10 protein-coding genes and 1 pseudogene are annotated in these 15,567 nt (G+C 73.8%); 9 read left to right on the top strand and 2 right to left on the bottom strand.

The window, feature by feature from the left end; translation table 11 throughout:
• Nucleotides 1-33: 33 nt before the first annotated feature.
• The 7 genes and pseudogenes from ACF053_RS17340 to ACF053_RS17310 all read left to right on the top strand — a co-directional run.
• Nucleotides 34-846: pseudogene (locus tag ACF053_RS17340) on the top strand (DsbA family protein); the annotation flags it as partial.
• A gap of 352 nt (nucleotides 847-1,198) precedes the next feature.
• Nucleotides 1,199-2,299, top strand: a complete 1,101-nt coding sequence (lgt, locus tag ACF053_RS17335) for a prolipoprotein diacylglyceryl transferase (RefSeq protein WP_391954683.1) — start codon at nucleotides 1,199-1,201, stop codon at nucleotides 2,297-2,299.
• Between the two features lie 465 nt (nucleotides 2,300-2,764).
• Nucleotides 2,765-3,493 (top strand): VIT1/CCC1 transporter family protein, encoded by a 729-nt coding sequence (locus ACF053_RS17330; protein ID WP_391954682.1) that lies wholly within the window; start codon nucleotides 2,765-2,767, stop codon nucleotides 3,491-3,493.
• A 478-nt stretch (nucleotides 3,494-3,971) separates the two neighbouring features.
• Nucleotides 3,972-8,540, top strand: a complete 4,569-nt coding sequence (gene gltB / locus ACF053_RS17325; protein ID WP_391954681.1) for a glutamate synthase large subunit — start codon at nucleotides 3,972-3,974, stop codon at nucleotides 8,538-8,540.
• Nucleotides 8,533-9,993: a glutamate synthase subunit beta gene (locus ACF053_RS17320; RefSeq protein WP_391954680.1), complete on the top strand. Its 1,461-nt coding sequence runs from the start codon at nucleotides 8,533-8,535 to the stop codon at nucleotides 9,991-9,993. The genes gltB and ACF053_RS17320 overlap by 8 nt, the downstream gene beginning before the upstream one ends.
• 203 nt (nucleotides 9,994-10,196) lie before the next feature.
• On the top strand, nucleotides 10,197-10,949 hold the full coding sequence (locus tag ACF053_RS17315) for a VWA domain-containing protein (protein WP_391954679.1): 753 nt from the start codon (nucleotides 10,197-10,199) through the stop codon (nucleotides 10,947-10,949).
• Nucleotides 10,946-11,323 (top strand): VOC family protein, encoded by a 378-nt coding sequence (locus ACF053_RS17310; protein ID WP_391954678.1) that lies wholly within the window; start codon nucleotides 10,946-10,948, stop codon nucleotides 11,321-11,323. Before ACF053_RS17315 ends, ACF053_RS17310 begins: the two co-directional genes overlap by 4 nt.
• A gap of 144 nt (nucleotides 11,324-11,467) precedes the next feature.
• On the opposite strand, the gene ACF053_RS17305 is transcribed toward ACF053_RS17310, so the two are convergent.
• Nucleotides 11,468-12,970: an ankyrin repeat domain-containing protein gene (locus ACF053_RS17305; RefSeq protein WP_391954841.1), complete on the bottom strand. Its 1,503-nt coding sequence runs from the start codon at nucleotides 12,968-12,970 to the stop codon at nucleotides 11,468-11,470.
• Between the two features lie 54 nt (nucleotides 12,971-13,024).
• Complete coding sequence (locus ACF053_RS17300) at nucleotides 13,025-13,954, bottom strand: hypothetical protein (RefSeq protein ID WP_391954677.1); 930 nt, start codon at nucleotides 13,952-13,954, stop codon at nucleotides 13,025-13,027.
• 354 nt (nucleotides 13,955-14,308) lie between these two features.
• Between ACF053_RS17300 and ACF053_RS17295 the strand changes: the two genes are divergently transcribed.
• Together ACF053_RS17295 and ACF053_RS17290 are read left to right on the top strand one after the other, a co-directional pair.
• Nucleotides 14,309-15,082, top strand: a complete 774-nt coding sequence (locus tag ACF053_RS17295; protein ID WP_391954676.1) for a S1 family peptidase — start codon at nucleotides 14,309-14,311, stop codon at nucleotides 15,080-15,082.
• 113 nt (nucleotides 15,083-15,195) lie between these two features.
• Entirely contained in the window at nucleotides 15,196-15,561 is a 366-nt protein-coding gene (locus tag ACF053_RS17290) for a chorismate mutase (protein ID WP_391954675.1), read from the top strand.
• Nucleotides 15,562-15,567: the final 6 nt, after the last annotated feature.

The following is a 15,567-nucleotide window of genomic DNA, read 5'->3' as shown; positions in this document are numbered from 1 at the left end:
AGCGGACGCGCCTCCCCGGTTCGTTGCTTGGGCGTGAACGAGAAGAACAGCGCAGGGAACCGGAGCGCCCGCGAGCGGCTCCAGCAGGAACGCGAGCGCGAGAAGGCCCGCGAGAAGCGCCGCAGGCTGCTGCTCGTGGTGTCGGCCGTCGTCGGCGTGCTCGGCCTCGCCGCCGTGGTCGGCGTGATCGCCGCCAACACCGGCGGCAAGGGCGAGGAGTCGGGCAAGGGCCCGGTCACCGCGCCGTCCGGTGCCACCGGCGAGGACCAGCTCGTCATCCCGGTGGGCGCCGCCGACGCCCCCTCCACGCTCACGGTGTGGGAGGACTTCCGCTGCCCGGCCTGCGCCATGTTCGAGAACACCTTCCGGGACACCATCCACGAGCTGGAGGCCGCCGGGCAGTTGCGCACGGAGTACCGCCTCGCCACGATCATCGACGGCAACATGGGCGGCAGCGGCTCGCTCAAGGCGGCGAACGCCGCCGCCTGCGCGCAGGACGCCGGGAAGTTCACCGCGTACCACGACGTGCTCTACGTGAACCAGCCGCAGGAGACGGACGACGCCTTCGCGAAGGACGAGAAGCTGTTCGAGCTGGCGCGGAAGGTGCCGGGCCTCGACACCCCGGCCTTCCGCGGCTGTGTCTCCGACGGCACGCACAACAGCTGGGTGAACGCGTCGAACGAGGCGTTCCGCTCCGGCGACTTCCGCGGAACGCCGACGATCCTGCTCAACGGCGAGTCGATCTTCCCGACGAAGGGGAACGAGCAGATCACCCCGGCCAACCTCAAGAAGTGGGTCGCCGAGGCGAACAAGGGCAAGAAGCCCGGCACGGCCACCCCGACGCCCGCGGCCTCCGCGTCCGGTTCCGGCTCGGCTCCGGACTCCGAGCCGGAACCCGGTTCGGACCCGGAACCCGGTTCGGACCCGGGCTCCGGTGCGGACTCCGGCTCGGATTCCGGTTCCGGGGCGGGCCCGGCCTCCCCGAGCGACGTCCGCGGGGGCGACCCGCAGGACGACTTCGGCCCCGCGTCGGGGCTGGACGCCGCCCGCTGACCGCTCGCGCCCGCCCCCTCCGCGCGCCCCGCCCGGCCCCGTCCGACCGGTGCGGGGCGCGGTGGCGCCCGGGGGAGGGCGTTATGCAGTCTTTGCCGGGCGGGTGGCCCCGCCCCCGGTCCGGCAGGGTAGCGTCGGTGGTGCCATGGACCTTGCCTACATTCCCAGCCCGTCGACCGGTGTCCTCCACCTCGGACCGGTCCCGCTGCGCGGCTATGCCTTCTGCATCATCATCGGTGTCTTCGTCGCCGTCTGGTACGGCAACAGGCGCTGGATCGCCCGGGGCGGCACCGCCGGCACCGTGGCCGACATCGCCGTCTGGGCCGTCCCCTTCGGACTCGTCGGCGGCCGCCTGTACCACGTCGTCACGGACTACCAGCTGTACTTCAGCGAGGGCCGGAACTGGGTCGACGCGTTCAAGATCTGGGAAGGCGGCCTCGGCATCTGGGGCGCCATCGCGCTGGGGGCGGTGGGCGCCTGGATCGGCTGCCGCCGCCGGGGCATCCCCCTCCCCGCGTACGCCGACGCCATCGCGCCCGGCATCGTCCTCGCCCAGGCGATCGGCCGCTGGGGCAACTGGTTCAACCAGGAGCTGTACGGCCGCCCGACCGACCTGCCGTGGGCGCTGGAGATCAGCGAGGGCGTGAACCGCGAGGCCGGGCTCTACCACCCGACCTTCCTGTACGAGTCGCTGTGGTGCGTCGGGGTGGCCCTGCTGGTGGTCTGGGCCGACCGCCGCTTCACCCTCGGCCACGGACGGGCGTTCGCCCTGTACGTCGCCGCGTACTGCGCGGGGCGCGGCTGGATCGAGTACATGCGCGTCGACGACGCGCACCACATCCTGGGCCTGCGTCTGAACGTCTGGACCGCGATCCTGGTCTTCCTCCTCGCCGTGACCTACATCGTCCTGTCGGCGCGGAAGCGGCCGGGCCGCGAGGCGGTCGTGGAGCCCGTGAAGGCCCCCGCGAAGACCGGCACCGACGCCCCGGGCGCCGGCACGGCCGGGGGGACGGCCACGGGCGCGACCTCCACCACCGACAAGCCGACCGCCGCCGCCGACAAGCCGACCTCCGCCGCCGACAAGCCGGCCGCCGCCCCGGAGAAGCCCGGCACGGCCGCCACCTCCGACACGGCCGTCCCCCTGGAGAAGCCCGGCACGGCCGCCCGGGGGAGTGCCGCCGACGGGTCGGCCGAGCCCACCGGCAGGACCGGCGCCGCCGGGGCCGGGGCGCCGAAGAAGCCGTAACGGCGACCACAGCACGCGAGCGGCCGTCCCGACCACGACGTCGGGGCGGCCGCTTCGTCGCGTCGGACGGCGGCGTCGATCTCCGCGCGGTCCGGCACGGGTCTCGAAGACCGAAGACCCCGTCCGTCCCTCCGGCCGCCTCCGCCTCCCCCGTACCGCTCCCTGGCGCGCCTTCCCCCGCCGTCCCGCGCCGTCCCGCGCGCCGGCCGCCCGCGCCGCCGCCGGAATCCCGTACTCCCGCGCCCCCGCCTGGCACGCCGCGGCCCGCCTCGGCGGACGTGCCCCCGGTGCCGCGCCCGGTCCTCGGTGTAAGGGGTGCCATATCAAGTCTCCGACGTGCTGCGTCGCAGGTGAGGAGCGCCTTACTTAGTAAAGCCTGCCTTGCTGGCGCGACCCTTACATGGCGCGTAGTTTCGAGAGCGACGAGGGGCCCGGGCGGGACCCGCGCAGAGCGAGGGGAGAGCTGTGTCCATCATCGAGACCGAGGCCGCGCTGCACGAGGCGCACCGGGACAACCACACGCACCGCGACGTGAACGGCGGCTGGCTGCGCCCGGCGGTCTTCGGCGCGATGGACGGGCTCGTCTCCAACCTCGCGCTGATGACCGGTGTCGCGGGCGGCTCCGTCACCCAGCAGACCATCGTCATCACCGGCCTGGCGGGTCTCGCGGCCGGCGCCTTCTCGATGGCCGCCGGCGAGTACACCTCAGTCGCCTCGCAGCGGGAGCTGGTCCAGGCCGAGCTGGACGTGGAGCGCCGCGAGCTGCGCCGGCACCCGGTGGACGAGATGGAGGAGCTGGCCGCGCTCTACGTGGCCCGCGGCGTCGAGCCCGCCCTCGCCCGCGAGGTGGCGATGCAGCTGTCCCGCGACCCGGAGCAGGCGCTGGAGATCCACGCCCGCGAGGAGCTGGGCATCGACCCCGACGACCTGCCGTCGCCGCTGGTGGCCGCCGCCTCGTCGTTCGGCTCCTTCGCCCTGGGCGCGCTGCTGCCCGTCCTGCCGTACCTGCTGGGCGCCACCACGCTGTGGCCCGCGGTCCTGCTGGCGCTGTTCGGCCTGTTCGCCTGCGGGGCGCTCGTCGCCCGGGTGACCGCGCGCAGCTGGTGGTACAGCGGTCTGCGCCAGCTCGCCCTCGGCGGCGCCGCGGCCGCCGTCACCTACGCCCTCGGGGCCGCCTTCGGTGCGGCGCTCTAGCCCTCCCGGGGAGGGCACCCACGCCCCGCGGACGGCCGGTCGACGGCCGTTCGCGGGGCGTTTCGCAGCTCAGGCGCCTTCCCGTGGCGGCGCTGGGGCGTTGTGACGAACGTCCGGTAGCCGGATCGGCCGGGCGGGTGGGACACTATGCGGGGCTCCACATAGGTAGTCACGGGTATCCGAAATCCCAGCGGTTTCGACGCCCTCGCCACCGGGCATCAGTCGTGAACGCCGCGGGCAATGAGGCCCGCTTCCCCGACGGACCGGCTCACGCCATCCGCGTGCCCGGTCCCGGCCCGTCCACCGACGAGGAACTCCCTTCGACACCGCCGGTGCGACCCCGTGGGTGTCCGCATGCTGGAATGCGCTATCCGGTTCCCGAGAAACGCTCCATCATGTAACCTGCACGAAATTTCCTGGAGGGCCAACGTCGTCCCTTCGGCACTCGCAACATGCCACGACGACGACGGGAGAGCCGATGCGTTCCGACGCCTGGTCGCCCATGGACAGTCGCCCCGCTCCGCAGGGGATGTACGACCCCCGCAACGAACACGACGCGTGCGGCGTCGGGCTGGTCGCCACCCTCACCGGTGTCCCCAGCCACGAGCTGGTCGAGCAGGCGCTGACCGTACTGCGCAACCTGGAGCACCGCGGTGCCACCGGCTCCGAACCCGACTCCGGTGACGGCGCGGGCATCCTCATCCAGGTCCCGGACGGGTTCCTGCGCGAGGTCGCCGGATTCGCACTCCCCGAGGCCGGCGCGTACGCCGTCGGAACCGCCTTCCTCCCCGAGGACGCCGCGGACGAGGCCGTCTCGCGCGTCGAGGCGCTCGCCGCCGAGGAGGGCCTCACCGTCCTCGGCTGGCGCGAGGTCCCCGTCACCCCGGGGCTGCTCGGCGCCACCGCCCGCTCCACGATGCCGGCCTTCCGCCAGCTCTTCGTGGCCGACGGCACCAGCACCGGCATCGAGCTGGACCGCAAGGCGTTCGTGCTGCGCAAGCGCGCCGAACTGGAGCTGGGCGTCTACTTCGCCTCGCTCTCCGCCCGCACCCTGGTCTACAAGGGCATGCTCACCACCGGGCAGCTGGAGCCGTTCTTCCCGGACCTCTCCGACCGCCGCATCGCCAGCGCCCTGGCCCTGGTCCACTCGCGGTTCTCCACCAACACCTTCCCGAGCTGGCCGCTCGCCCACCCGTACCGCTTCGTCGCGCACAACGGCGAGATCAACACGGTCAAGGGCAACCGCAACTGGATGCGCGCCCGCGAGTCCCAGCTCGCCTCGGAGCTGTTCGGCCCGGCCGACGGCCGCGGCATGGAGCGGATCTTCCCGATCTGCTCGCCCGACGCGTCCGACTCCGCCTCCTTCGACGAGGTCCTCGAACTGCTGCACCTGGGCGGCCGCTCGCTGCCCCACGCGGTGCTGATGATGGTCCCCGAGGCGTGGGAGAACCACGACTCCATGGACCCCGCCCGGCGCGCGTTCTACCAGTACCACGCGACGATGATGGAGCCCTGGGACGGCCCCGCCTGCGTCACCTTCACCGACGGCACCCAGATCGGCGCCGTCCTCGACCGCAACGGCCTGCGCCCCGGCCGCTACTGGGTCACCGACGACGGCCTCGTCGTCCTCTCCTCCGAGGTCGGCGTCGTCGACGTCGACCCGGCCAGGGTCGTCCGCAAGGGCCGCCTCCAGCCCGGCCGGATGTTCCTCGTGGACACCGCCGAGCACCGCATCATCGAGGACGACGAGATCAAGGCGAGGCTCGCCGCCGAGCACCCGTACCAGGAGTGGCTGGAGACCGGGATCATCGAGCTCGGCGACCTGCCCGAGCGCGAGCACATCGTCCACACCCACGCCTCGGTCACCCGCCGCCAGCAGACCTTCGGCTACACCGAGGAGGAGCTGCGCGTCATCCTGGCGCCGATGGCCCGCGCCGGAGCCGAACCGATCGGCTCCATGGGCACCGACTCGCCCATCGCCGCGCTCTCCGACCGGCCGCGCCTGCTCTTCGACTACTTCACCCAGCTGTTCGCGCAGGTCACCAACCCGCCGCTGGACGCCATCCGCGAGGAGCTCGTCACCTCGCTGCTCTCCTCGCTGGGCCCCCAGGGCAACCTGCTGGAGCCGACGGCCGCGTCCTGCCGCAGCGTCACCCTGCCCTTCCCGGTCATCGACAACGACGAGCTGGCCAAGCTCATCCACGTCAACGCCGACGGCGACATGCCCGGCATGACCGCCGTCACCCTCTCCGGCCTCTACCGGGTCTCCGGCGGCGGTGAGGCCCTGGCCGCCCGGATCGAGGAGATCTGCGCCGAGGCCGACGCCGCCATCGAGGACGGCGCCCGCCTCGTCGTCCTCTCCGACCGGCACTCCGACGCCGAGCACGCGCCGATCCCGTCGCTGCTGCTCACCGCGGCCGTCCACCACCACCTCATCCGCACCAAGCAGCGCACCCAGGTGGGCCTGCTGGTCGAGGCCGGTGACGTCCGCGAGGTCCACCACGTCGCGCTGCTCATCGGCTACGGCGCCGCCGCCGTCAACCCGTACCTGGCCATGGAGTCCGTCGAGGACCTCGCCCGCGCCGGCACGTTCATCGAGGGCGTCGAGCCCGAAAAGGCCATCCGCAACCTCATCCACGCCCTCGGCAAGGGCGTGCTGAAGGTCATGTCGAAGATGGGCATCTCCACCGTCGCCTCCTACCGCGGCGCCCAGGTCTTCGAGGCCATCGGCCTCGACCAGGACTTCGTCGACACCTACTTCAACGGCACCTCCAGCAAGATCGGCGGCGCCGGACTCGACGTCATCGCCAAGGAGGTCGCCGCCCGCCACGCCAAGGCGTACCCGGCCAGCGGCATCGCGCCCGCCCACCGCGCCCTCGACATCGGCGGCGAGTACCAGTGGCGCCGCGAGGGCGAGCCGCACCTCTTCGACCCCGAGACGGTCTTCCGCCTCCAGCACGCCACCCGCTCCAAGCGCTACGACATCTTCAAGAAGTACACGGAGCGCGTGAACGAGCAGTCCGAGCGGCTGATGACGCTGCGCGGCCTGTTCGGCTTCCGGTCTGACCGCCCCTCGATCCCCCTCGACGAGGTCGAGCCGGCCTCCGAGATCGTCAAGCGGTTCTCCACCGGCGCCATGTCGTACGGCTCCATCAGCCAGGAGGCGCACGAGACCCTCGCCATCGCCATGAACCAGCTGGGCGCCAAGTCCAACACCGGTGAGGGCGGCGAGGACCCGGAGCGCCTGTACGACCCGGCGCGCCGCTCCGCGATCAAGCAGGTCGCGTCCGGCCGCTTCGGCGTCACCAGCGAGTACCTGGTCAACGCGGACGACATCCAGATCAAGATGGCGCAGGGCGCCAAGCCCGGCGAGGGCGGCCAGCTGCCCGGCCACAAGGTCTACCCGTGGGTCGCCAGGACGCGCCACTCCACGCCCGGCGTCGGCCTCATCTCGCCCCCGCCGCACCACGACATCTACTCCATCGAGGACCTGGCCCAGCTGATCCACGACCTCAAGAACGCCAACCCGGCCGCCCGCATCCACGTGAAGCTGGTGTCCGAGGTCGGTGTCGGTACGGTCGCGGCCGGCGTGTCCAAGGCCCACGCGGACGTCGTGCTCATCTCCGGCCACGACGGCGGCACGGGCGCCTCGCCGCTCACGTCGCTGAAGCACGCCGGCGGCCCCTGGGAGCTCGGCCTCGCCGAGACCCAGCAGACCCTGCTGCTCAACGGCCTGCGCGACCGGATCGTCGTCCAGGCCGACGGCCAGCTCAAGACCGGCCGCGACGTCGTCATCGCCGCGCTGCTCGGCGCCGAGGAGTTCGGTTTCGCGACCGCGCCGCTCGTCGTCTCCGGCTGCGTCATGATGCGCGTCTGCCACCTCGACACCTGCCCGGTCGGCATCGCCACCCAGAACCCGGTGCTGCGCGACCGGTTCACCGGCAAGGCCGAGTACGTCGTCAACTTCTTCCGGTTCATCGCGGAGGAGGTGCGTGAGCTCCTCGCCGAGCTCGGCTTCCGCACCCTCGACGAGGCGGTCGGCCACGCCGAACTCCTCGACACCGCCCGCGCCGTGGACCACTGGAAGGCGCAGGGCCTCGACCTCGCCCCGCTCTTCCACGTCCCCGAGCTGCCCGAGGGCGCCGTCCGCCACCAGGTCACCACCCAGGACCACGGCCTGGAGAAGGCGCTGGACAACCAGCTGATCGAGCTGGCCGCCGACGCGCTCGGCGCCGCCACCGCCGAGGAGGCCCGGCCGGTCCGCGCCCAGCTGCCCATCCGCAACATCAACCGCACGGCCGGCACCATGCTCGGCCACGAGGTGACGAAGCGGTTCGGCGGGGCCGGCCTGCCCGACGACACCATCGACATCACCTTCACCGGCTCCGCCGGCCAGTCCTTCGGCGCGTTCCTGCCGCGCGGCGTGACCCTCCGCCTGGAGGGCGACGCCAACGACTACGTCGGCAAGGGCCTCTCCGGCGGCCGCATCGTCGTCCGCCCGGACCGCGGTGCCGACCACCTGGCCGAGTACTCGACCATCGCGGGCAACACCATCGGGTACGGCGCGACCGGCGGTGAGATGTTCCTGCGCGGCCGCACCGGCGAGCGCTTCTGCGTCCGCAACTCCGGCGCGACGGTCGTCTCGGAGGGCGTGGGCGACCACGGCTGCGAGTACATGACCGGCGGCCACGCGGTGGTGCTCGGCGAGACGGGTCGCAACTTCGCGGCCGGGATGTCCGGCGGCGTCGCGTACGTCATCGACCTCGACCGGGACAACGTCAACGCCGGCAACCTCGCCGCCGTCGAGACCCTCGACGACGCCGACCGGGCGTGGCTGCACGACGTCGTGCGCCGCCACCACGAGGAGACGGGTTCGACCGTAGCCGAGAAGCTCCTTGCCGACTGGGCCACCGCCGTGGGCCGGTTCAGCAAGATCATCCCGACCACGTACAAGGCCGTGCTCGCCGCCAAGGACGCCGCTGAGCTCGCCGGTCTCTCCGAGCGGGAGACCACCGAGAAGATGATGGAGGCGGCGACCCATGGCTGACCCCAAGGGCTTCCTGAACACCGGCCGCGAGGGCGCCAAGAGCCGCCCGGTCGGCGACCGCGTCAAGGACTGGAACGAGGTCTACGTCCCCGGCTCGCTGCTGCCGATCATCAGCAAGCAGGCGTCGCGGTGCATGGACTGCGGCATCCCCTTCTGCCACAACGGCTGCCCGCTCGGAAACCTCATCCCCGAGTGGAACGACTTCGCCTACCGCGAGGACTGGGGCGCCGCGTACGAGCGGCTGCACGCCACCAACAACTTCCCGGAGTTCACCGGGCGGCTGTGCCCCGCGCCCTGCGAGGCGGCGTGCGTGCTCGGCATCAACCAGCCGGCCGTCACCATCAAGAACGTCGAGGTCTCGATCATCGACAAGGCGTGGGAGTCCGGCAACGTGACCGCCCAGCCCCCGGAGCGGCTGTCCGGCAAGACCGTCGCCGTCATCGGCTCCGGTCCGGCGGGCCTCGCCGCCGCGCAGCAGCTGACCCGGGCCGGCCACACGGTCGCCGTGTTCGAGCGCGCCGACCGCGTCGGCGGGCTGCTGCGCTACGGCATCCCCGAGTTCAAGATGGAGAAGCGCCACATCAACCGGCGCATCGAGCAGATGCGCGCGGAGGGCACCCGCTTCCGCACCGGTGTGGAGATCGGCCGCGACCTGAAGGCCACGGACCTGCGCAAGCGGTACGACGCGGTCGTCATCGCCGCGGGCGCCACCACCGCGCGCGACCTGCCCGTGCCGGGCCGCGAACTGCGCGGGGTCCACCAGGCGATGGAGTACCTGCCCCTCGCCAACAAGGTGCAGGAGGGCGACTTCGTCGCCCCGCCCATCACCGCCGAGGGCAAGCACGTCGTCGTCATCGGCGGCGGTGACACCGGCGCGGACTGCGTGGGCACCGCCCACCGTCAGGGCGCGCTGTCCGTCACCCAGCTGGAGATCATGCCCCGGCCGGGCGACGAGCGCGCGCCGCACCAGCCGTGGCCGACGTTCCCCATGCTGTACAAGGTCACCTCGGCCCACGAGGAGGGCGGCGAGCGGGTCTACTCCGTCTCCACCACCCACTTCGAGGGCGACGAGGACGGCAACGTCCAGTGGCTGCACCTGACCGAGGTGGAGTTCGTCGACGGCAAGCTGACGCAGAAGCCCGGCACCGAACGGCGCATCCCCGCCCAGCTCGTCACCCTCGCGATGGGCTTCACCGGCACCGACCGCGAGAACGGCCTCGTCGAGCAGTTCGGCCTGGACCTCGACGAGCGCGGCAACATCGCCCGCGACGGCGAGTACCAGACCAACGTCCCCGGCGTGTTCGTCGCCGGCGACGCGGGCCGCGGCCAGTCGCTCATCGTGTGGGCCATCGCCGAGGGCCGCTCCGCCGCCCGCGGCGTGGACCGCTACCTGACCGGCGCCAGCGAGCTGCCGGCCCCGATCCGCCCCACGGACCGCGCGCTGACGGTCTGAGTCCGAGCCGGCCGCCCCTCCCGGGAGGGGCGGCCGACGAGGCCCCCTGCCGCCGACGCGCCATCCGTGCCACAGTCGTCCCGTACAACGGCGTACGGAACACAGCAGCGCCCGCCACGTCCCCGACCGGACACCTGGCGGGCGCTGCGCCTTGTCGCGGGGCGAGGTCCGTGCGCACCAGGCCGGTCACCGAGGGAGCACACATGGCCATCGACCTGCAGAAGATCCAGCGGACGGCGCCGGCGCTGGTGGACCTGTACAAGCGGGCGGGCGTCTCGCTCCGCAAGCACGGGCTGGAGGGGCAGCGGGCGGCGGTCTACCTCGTCGTCGACCACTCCGGGTCCATGCGGCGCTACTACCGGGACGGCAGCGTCCAGGCCCTCGCCGACCGGGTCCTCGGCCTGTCCGCCCACCTCGACGACGACGGCCGGGTGCCGGTCCTGTTCTTCTCCACGGACGTGGACGCCCTCGCCGAGGTCGACCTCGCGCACCACCGCGGGTGCGTCGACCGGATCGTCGCCGGCCTCGGCCGCATGGGGCAGACCTCGTACCACCACGCCATGGACGCCGTGATCGACCACTACCTCGACAGCGGCGCCACCCACCCGGCGCTGGTCGTCTTCCAGACGGACGGCGGGCCGTCCGACCGCGTCGCCGCCGAGAGGTACCTGTGCCGGGCGGCGCGACTCCCGCTGTTCTGGCAGTTCGTCGGGTTCGGGGACCCGGCCGGCCGGCAGTTCGACTTCCTGCGGCGTCTGGACGAACTCCCGGTCCCCGCCAGGCGGCCCGTCGACAACGCCGGCTTCTTCCCGGCGGGACGCAACCCCCGCGCGGTACCCGACGACGTGCTGTACGACCGGCTGGTGGGCGCGTTCCCCCGCTGGCTCGCCGCGGCGCGCGCCCCGGGCGTGATCCGGTCGGCCCCGGACGTCCCAAGTGGCACCCTGGGCACATGAGTTCCCTCGTGCGACATGTGACCATCGACTGTTCCGACGCCTACCGGCTGGCCTCCTTCTGGTCCGCCGTGCTGGACGCGCCCCTCGCCGACGACGACCACCCCGGTGACCCGGAGGCGACGGTGGCGGGGCTGCTGTTCATCGCCGTCCCGGAGGGCAAGAGCGTCAAGAACCGGCTGCACCTCGACCTCCAGCCGCAGGACCGCACCCGCGACGAGGAGGTCGAGCGGCTCCTCGCCCTCGGCGCCACCCTCGTCTCCGACCGGCGCCGCCCCGACGGCACGGGCTGGGCCGTCCTCGCGGACATCGAGGGCAACGAGTTCTGCGTGGAGCGCAGCGCCGCCGAGCGCGCCGCCGGAGCCAGCGCGGCCTGACCCGGGCCGCACGCGCGCGTCCGTGGCCGCACGCCACGTCACGCGTCCGTCGGTGTACGTCGGGGCGGGCGTCGCGGGCGTGCGGCGTGGGGGCGTGGAGGTGGGCGGGTCCGCCCGCGGCCGTCGGCGTGCGGTGTGGGGGCGTCAGCGGCGGCGGGGCGGGGTCCACTCCAGGCGGCGGCGGGTCGGTTCGTCGCGGACGTGCTCCACGGCCGCGCGGGCGACGGCGTACGCGGGACCTTCCGGGTCCGCCGTCGCCAGCAGCCCCTCCAGCGCGGCCACGGCCCGCCCGTCCCCGCGGACCGCCAACCCGCGGGCCGCCTCCGCCGCCACGGTCGGGTCCGGCGCGTCGTCGTCGAGGCGGGCCGCCAGGGCCTCCCGCACGGTGGGGGAGTCGTCCGGCGCCACCGCCAGGGCGTGCGCCGCGGCCGCGCGCACCGCCGCGTCCCCGTCGCGGGCGAGCGCCACCAGGGCCGCCAGGCCCTCGCGGTGCCCCGGCGGTACGAGGCCGGTCACGGCGACGGCGACCCCGCGCCGCACCCGCGCGTCCGGGTGGACGGCGTGCCGCAGCACGTCCGGCAGGACCGCCGCGTCGCCCTGGGCCCCGAGCGCCCGCACCACCGCCAGCACCACGTCCGCCTCCCGCACCTCGCGGGCCAGCTCCCGCAGCACCGGCAGGGCCCGTACGGCGAAGGGCCCGCCGCCACCGGGCGACGCGGTCAGCCGGGCCAGTACGTCCGCCCCGAACGCCTGCCGCAGCGGCTCCGCGTCCGCGCACGCGCCGAGCGCCGCGGTGAACGTCGCCTCGTCGCCGCGCCGCCCCAGCGCCTCGGCGGCCTCGGTCCAGTCGTCCAGCGACGGGTCACCGCACCGCAGCGCCCGGGCCTCGAGCTCCTCGTACGGCGGGTGCTCGCCGAGCTCCTCCTCCAGCAGGGTCGCGATCGCGGCGTGGCCGGTCTGCTGCTCCCGCCCGGCCGTCGGGAGCCCGTCCCGCACCACCTCGACCACCACGGTCACGCCGCCCTCCTCCCGGACGCGCCGCGTGACGGTCTCCACGCCGTCCCCGTACGCCTCCGCCAGCGCCCGGCGCACCACCTGCTCCGCGTCCCGCCCGAGCCACGTCCGGGCCTCCGCCAGCGCCTCGGCCCGGCCGGGCGCGCCGTACTCCAGCAGCGCCCGCACCACCGGCAGCGATCCGCGCCGGGCCGCGGCGACCAGCGGCGGCGTGCCGTCCGGTACGGCCGCGCCCGGGTCCGCGCCGTGCTCCAGCAGGACCCGCACCGTGTCGGCGAAACCCTGGCGCACCGCCCAGGCCAGCGCCGTGCAGCCGTACTCCTCCCGCTGGTCCGGCCACGCTCCCGCGGCCAGCAGGGCCCGGACGGCCCCGGTGTGGCCGTTGCAGGCCGCGCCGCACAGCGGCAGGTCGCCGCCGGACGCGCCGCTGCCCCGCCCGGGGTCGGCCCCGGCGGCGAGCAGCAGCCGCACGATCTCCGTGTGGCCGCTGACGGCGGCGGTGTACAGGGCGGTGGCGCCGTCCTCGTCGGTGGCCTCGGCCGGCGCGCCGGACCGCAGCAGCCGCACCACGGCGTCCTCCGCACCGCCGTGCACGGCCTCGAACAGATCCTCGTACACAGGCACCGGCACCATCGTCATACCCCGACCCTCACCCGCCGGCCGCCGGGCCGCAAGCAAATAGGCCCCTTACGTGTCGCACTCCAGCACCGTGCGGCACAACCCGCACCGGGCCCGCACCCGGCCCCGCACCGGCACCCGGACGCGCTGCCGGCAGGTCGGGCACGGGAACGACACCCGCAGCCCGGCCCCGCCGCCCTCGAAGGCGTACCCGTCGCCGTCCCCGTCCGCCGCGCCGCCGGGGCCGTCGGGCACGCGGAGCTCCGTGTACCGGCGCCGCTCCCTGGCGTACCGGCGGCGCCCCGCCCGGTCGGCCGCGGCGAGGGGCGGCCGGCACTCGTCCCGCAGCGCCTCCACCCGGCCGCGCTCGTACGCCGTGTACGCCTGCGGGCTGGTGAACCACGGCGAGGGGTCCTCGCCGAAGACGCGCGCCCGCTTGGCGAGCACGTAGCCGAACTCCTCGGGGGTGAGGTAGCCGAGCTTCTGGCTCGACAGGGCGTCCTCGCGGTACGCGTCGAGCAGCAGCCAGCCGGCGCCCAGGTACGTGGTCGCGGTGTCGGTGAGGATCTCGTTGTCGCGCGTGCCGGGGAAGCCCAGCCCGAGCCGGTGCAGCAGCACGTGCGTGATCTCGTGGGCGAGGGCCGCGCCGATGTCCCGCCGGTGTGTCCGGAAGCGGTCGTTCAGCTCGACGAAGTACTCCGGCCCCGAGGCGAGTTCGACACTCGCGGCGTGCTCCATCGCCCGGAAGCCGACGATCATCCGGGCCTCCGGCAGCCGGAGCTGCCGCACCAGCGCGCCGGCCACCCGGTGCGCGCCGAGGTGCAGGTCGTCGGCGTCCGCGAAGGCCACGTCGCCGGGGGCGACGCTGGTGGCGTACGCGTACAGCCCCTCGGGGGAGACCCGCCGGTACAGGGCGGTGATCGCGGCGCGGACCGTGGCGAGGTGCGGGAAGCCGTGGACGACGTCGCCGCCGCCCCCGCGGGGCCTGCCGTCCGCCACGTGCCCTCGCCCCCTTCCGGTCCGCTCCCGGTCACTTCCGGTCCACTTGCGGGCCCGCTCCCGGGTCCGCCCGCGGACTGCCCCGCAGCCCGTCAGCGGCCTGCCGCCGGGGCCGCCCGCGGCCCGCTCCGCGGGATCCCGGGCCTTCCCGGACCCGCCGGAGCCTCCTCCACAGTACGGCCGGCGGCCCGCTTCCCGCCCAGGCGGCCGCCCGTCCGTCGGCATGGCCGAAAACACCACCTTGTGGGGGGCTCGGCGGCCTCCGGATAATCCCATCCACGTCTTGACGGGCGCATGTCATACAGATGTGCGGACGTCGTGTGCGAGGCCCAACCCCCCACGGAAGGCAGAGACGTGAAGAAGACACTCGTTCGTGCCCTCAAGAGATTCGCGGCGGCCGGCGCGGTCGTGCTCGCCGCGGTCAGCCTCCAGCCCACCTCCGCCTCGGCCGCCCCCGCGCCGGTCGTCGGCGGCACCCGCGCCGCCCAGGGCGAGTTCCCCTGGATGGTCCGACTCTCCATGGGCTGCGGCGGCTCCCTGCTCACCCAGCAGATCGTCCTCACCGCCGCCCACTGCGTGAACGGCTCGGGCAACAACACGAGCATCACCGCCACCGCCGGCGTCGTGGACCTGCAGAGCTCCTCCGCCATCAAGGTCCGCTCGACCAAGGTCCTCCAGGCCCCGGGCTACAACGGCACCGGCAAGGACTGGGCCCTGATCAAGCTGGCCCAGCCGATCAACCTCCCCACCCTCGACATCGCCACCACCACCGCGTACAACTCCGGCACCTTCACCATCGCCGGATGGGGCGCGAACCGCGAGGGCGGCAGCCAGCAGCGCTACCTGCTCAAGGCCCAGGTGCCCTTCGTCTCCGACGCCACCTGCCGCCAGGCGTACGGCGAACTCGTCCCCGCCGAGGAGCTGTGCGCCGGCTACACCAGCGGCGGCACCGACACCTGCCAGGGCGACTCCGGCGGCCCCATGTTCCGCCGGGACGCGAACGGCGCCTGGATCCAGGTCGGCATCGTGAGCTGGGGCTACGGCTGCGCCCGGCCGAACTACCCCGGTGTCTACACCGAGGTCTCCACCTTCGCCTCCGCCATCAAGTCGGCGGCCGCCACCCTGTGACGCGCTGACCGCCGGGCAGGCCCGCCGCACCGCGGGCCTGCCCTCCCACCTGCGGGCGACCGCATCCCGAACACCTCCGCGCCGTCCGTCGCGAGCCGTCTAAGCTCGCGGTCATGAGCACGAGCGACATGCGAGACATCGACGGCGCCGTCGTCGCGGAACTGAACCGCCTCCGCGAGAGCATCGACAACATCGACGCGGCCGTCGTCCACATGCTGGCGGAACGCTTCAAGTGCACCCAGCAGGTCGGGCACCTCAAGGCCCGCCACCACCTGCCGCCCGCGGACCCCGCCCGCGAGGCCCGCCAGATCACCCGGCTCCGCGAGCTCGCCGAGGCCGCCAACCTCGACCCGGCGTTCGCCGAGAAGCTCCTCAACTTCATCATCGCCGAGGTCATCCGGCACCACGAGCGCATCGCGGTCGAGCCCCGGACCGGCGACGACACGGGCGCCGGAGGCGCCGGAGCGCGCTCCGAGTGAACCGGC

This window comes from Streptomyces kanasensis, from assembly GCF_043077165.1.
GTDB lineage: Bacteria > Actinomycetota > Actinomycetes > Streptomycetales > Streptomycetaceae > Streptomyces > Streptomyces changanensis.
This window is presented reverse-complemented; position numbering and strand designations above follow the sequence as displayed.

Coding starts and splice junctions, on each gene's coding strand:
- lgt (WP_391954683.1), top strand. CDS start 1,199: ATGGACCTTGCCTACATTCCCAGCCCGTCGACCGGTGTCCTCCACCTC.
- gltB (WP_391954681.1), top strand. CDS start 3,972: ATGCGTTCCGACGCCTGGTCGCCCATGGACAGTCGCCCCGCTCCGCAG.
- ACF053_RS17320 (WP_391954680.1), top strand. CDS start 8,533: ATGGCTGACCCCAAGGGCTTCCTGAACACCGGCCGCGAGGGCGCCAAG.
- ACF053_RS17315 (WP_391954679.1), top strand. CDS start 10,197: ATGGCCATCGACCTGCAGAAGATCCAGCGGACGGCGCCGGCGCTGGTG.
- ACF053_RS17310 (WP_391954678.1), top strand. CDS start 10,946: ATGAGTTCCCTCGTGCGACATGTGACCATCGACTGTTCCGACGCCTAC.
- ACF053_RS17305 (WP_391954841.1), bottom strand. CDS start 12,970: ATGGTGCCGGTGCCTGTGTACGAGGATCTGTTCGAGGCCGTGCACGGC.
- ACF053_RS17290 (WP_391954675.1), top strand. CDS start 15,196: ATGAGCACGAGCGACATGCGAGACATCGACGGCGCCGTCGTCGCGGAA.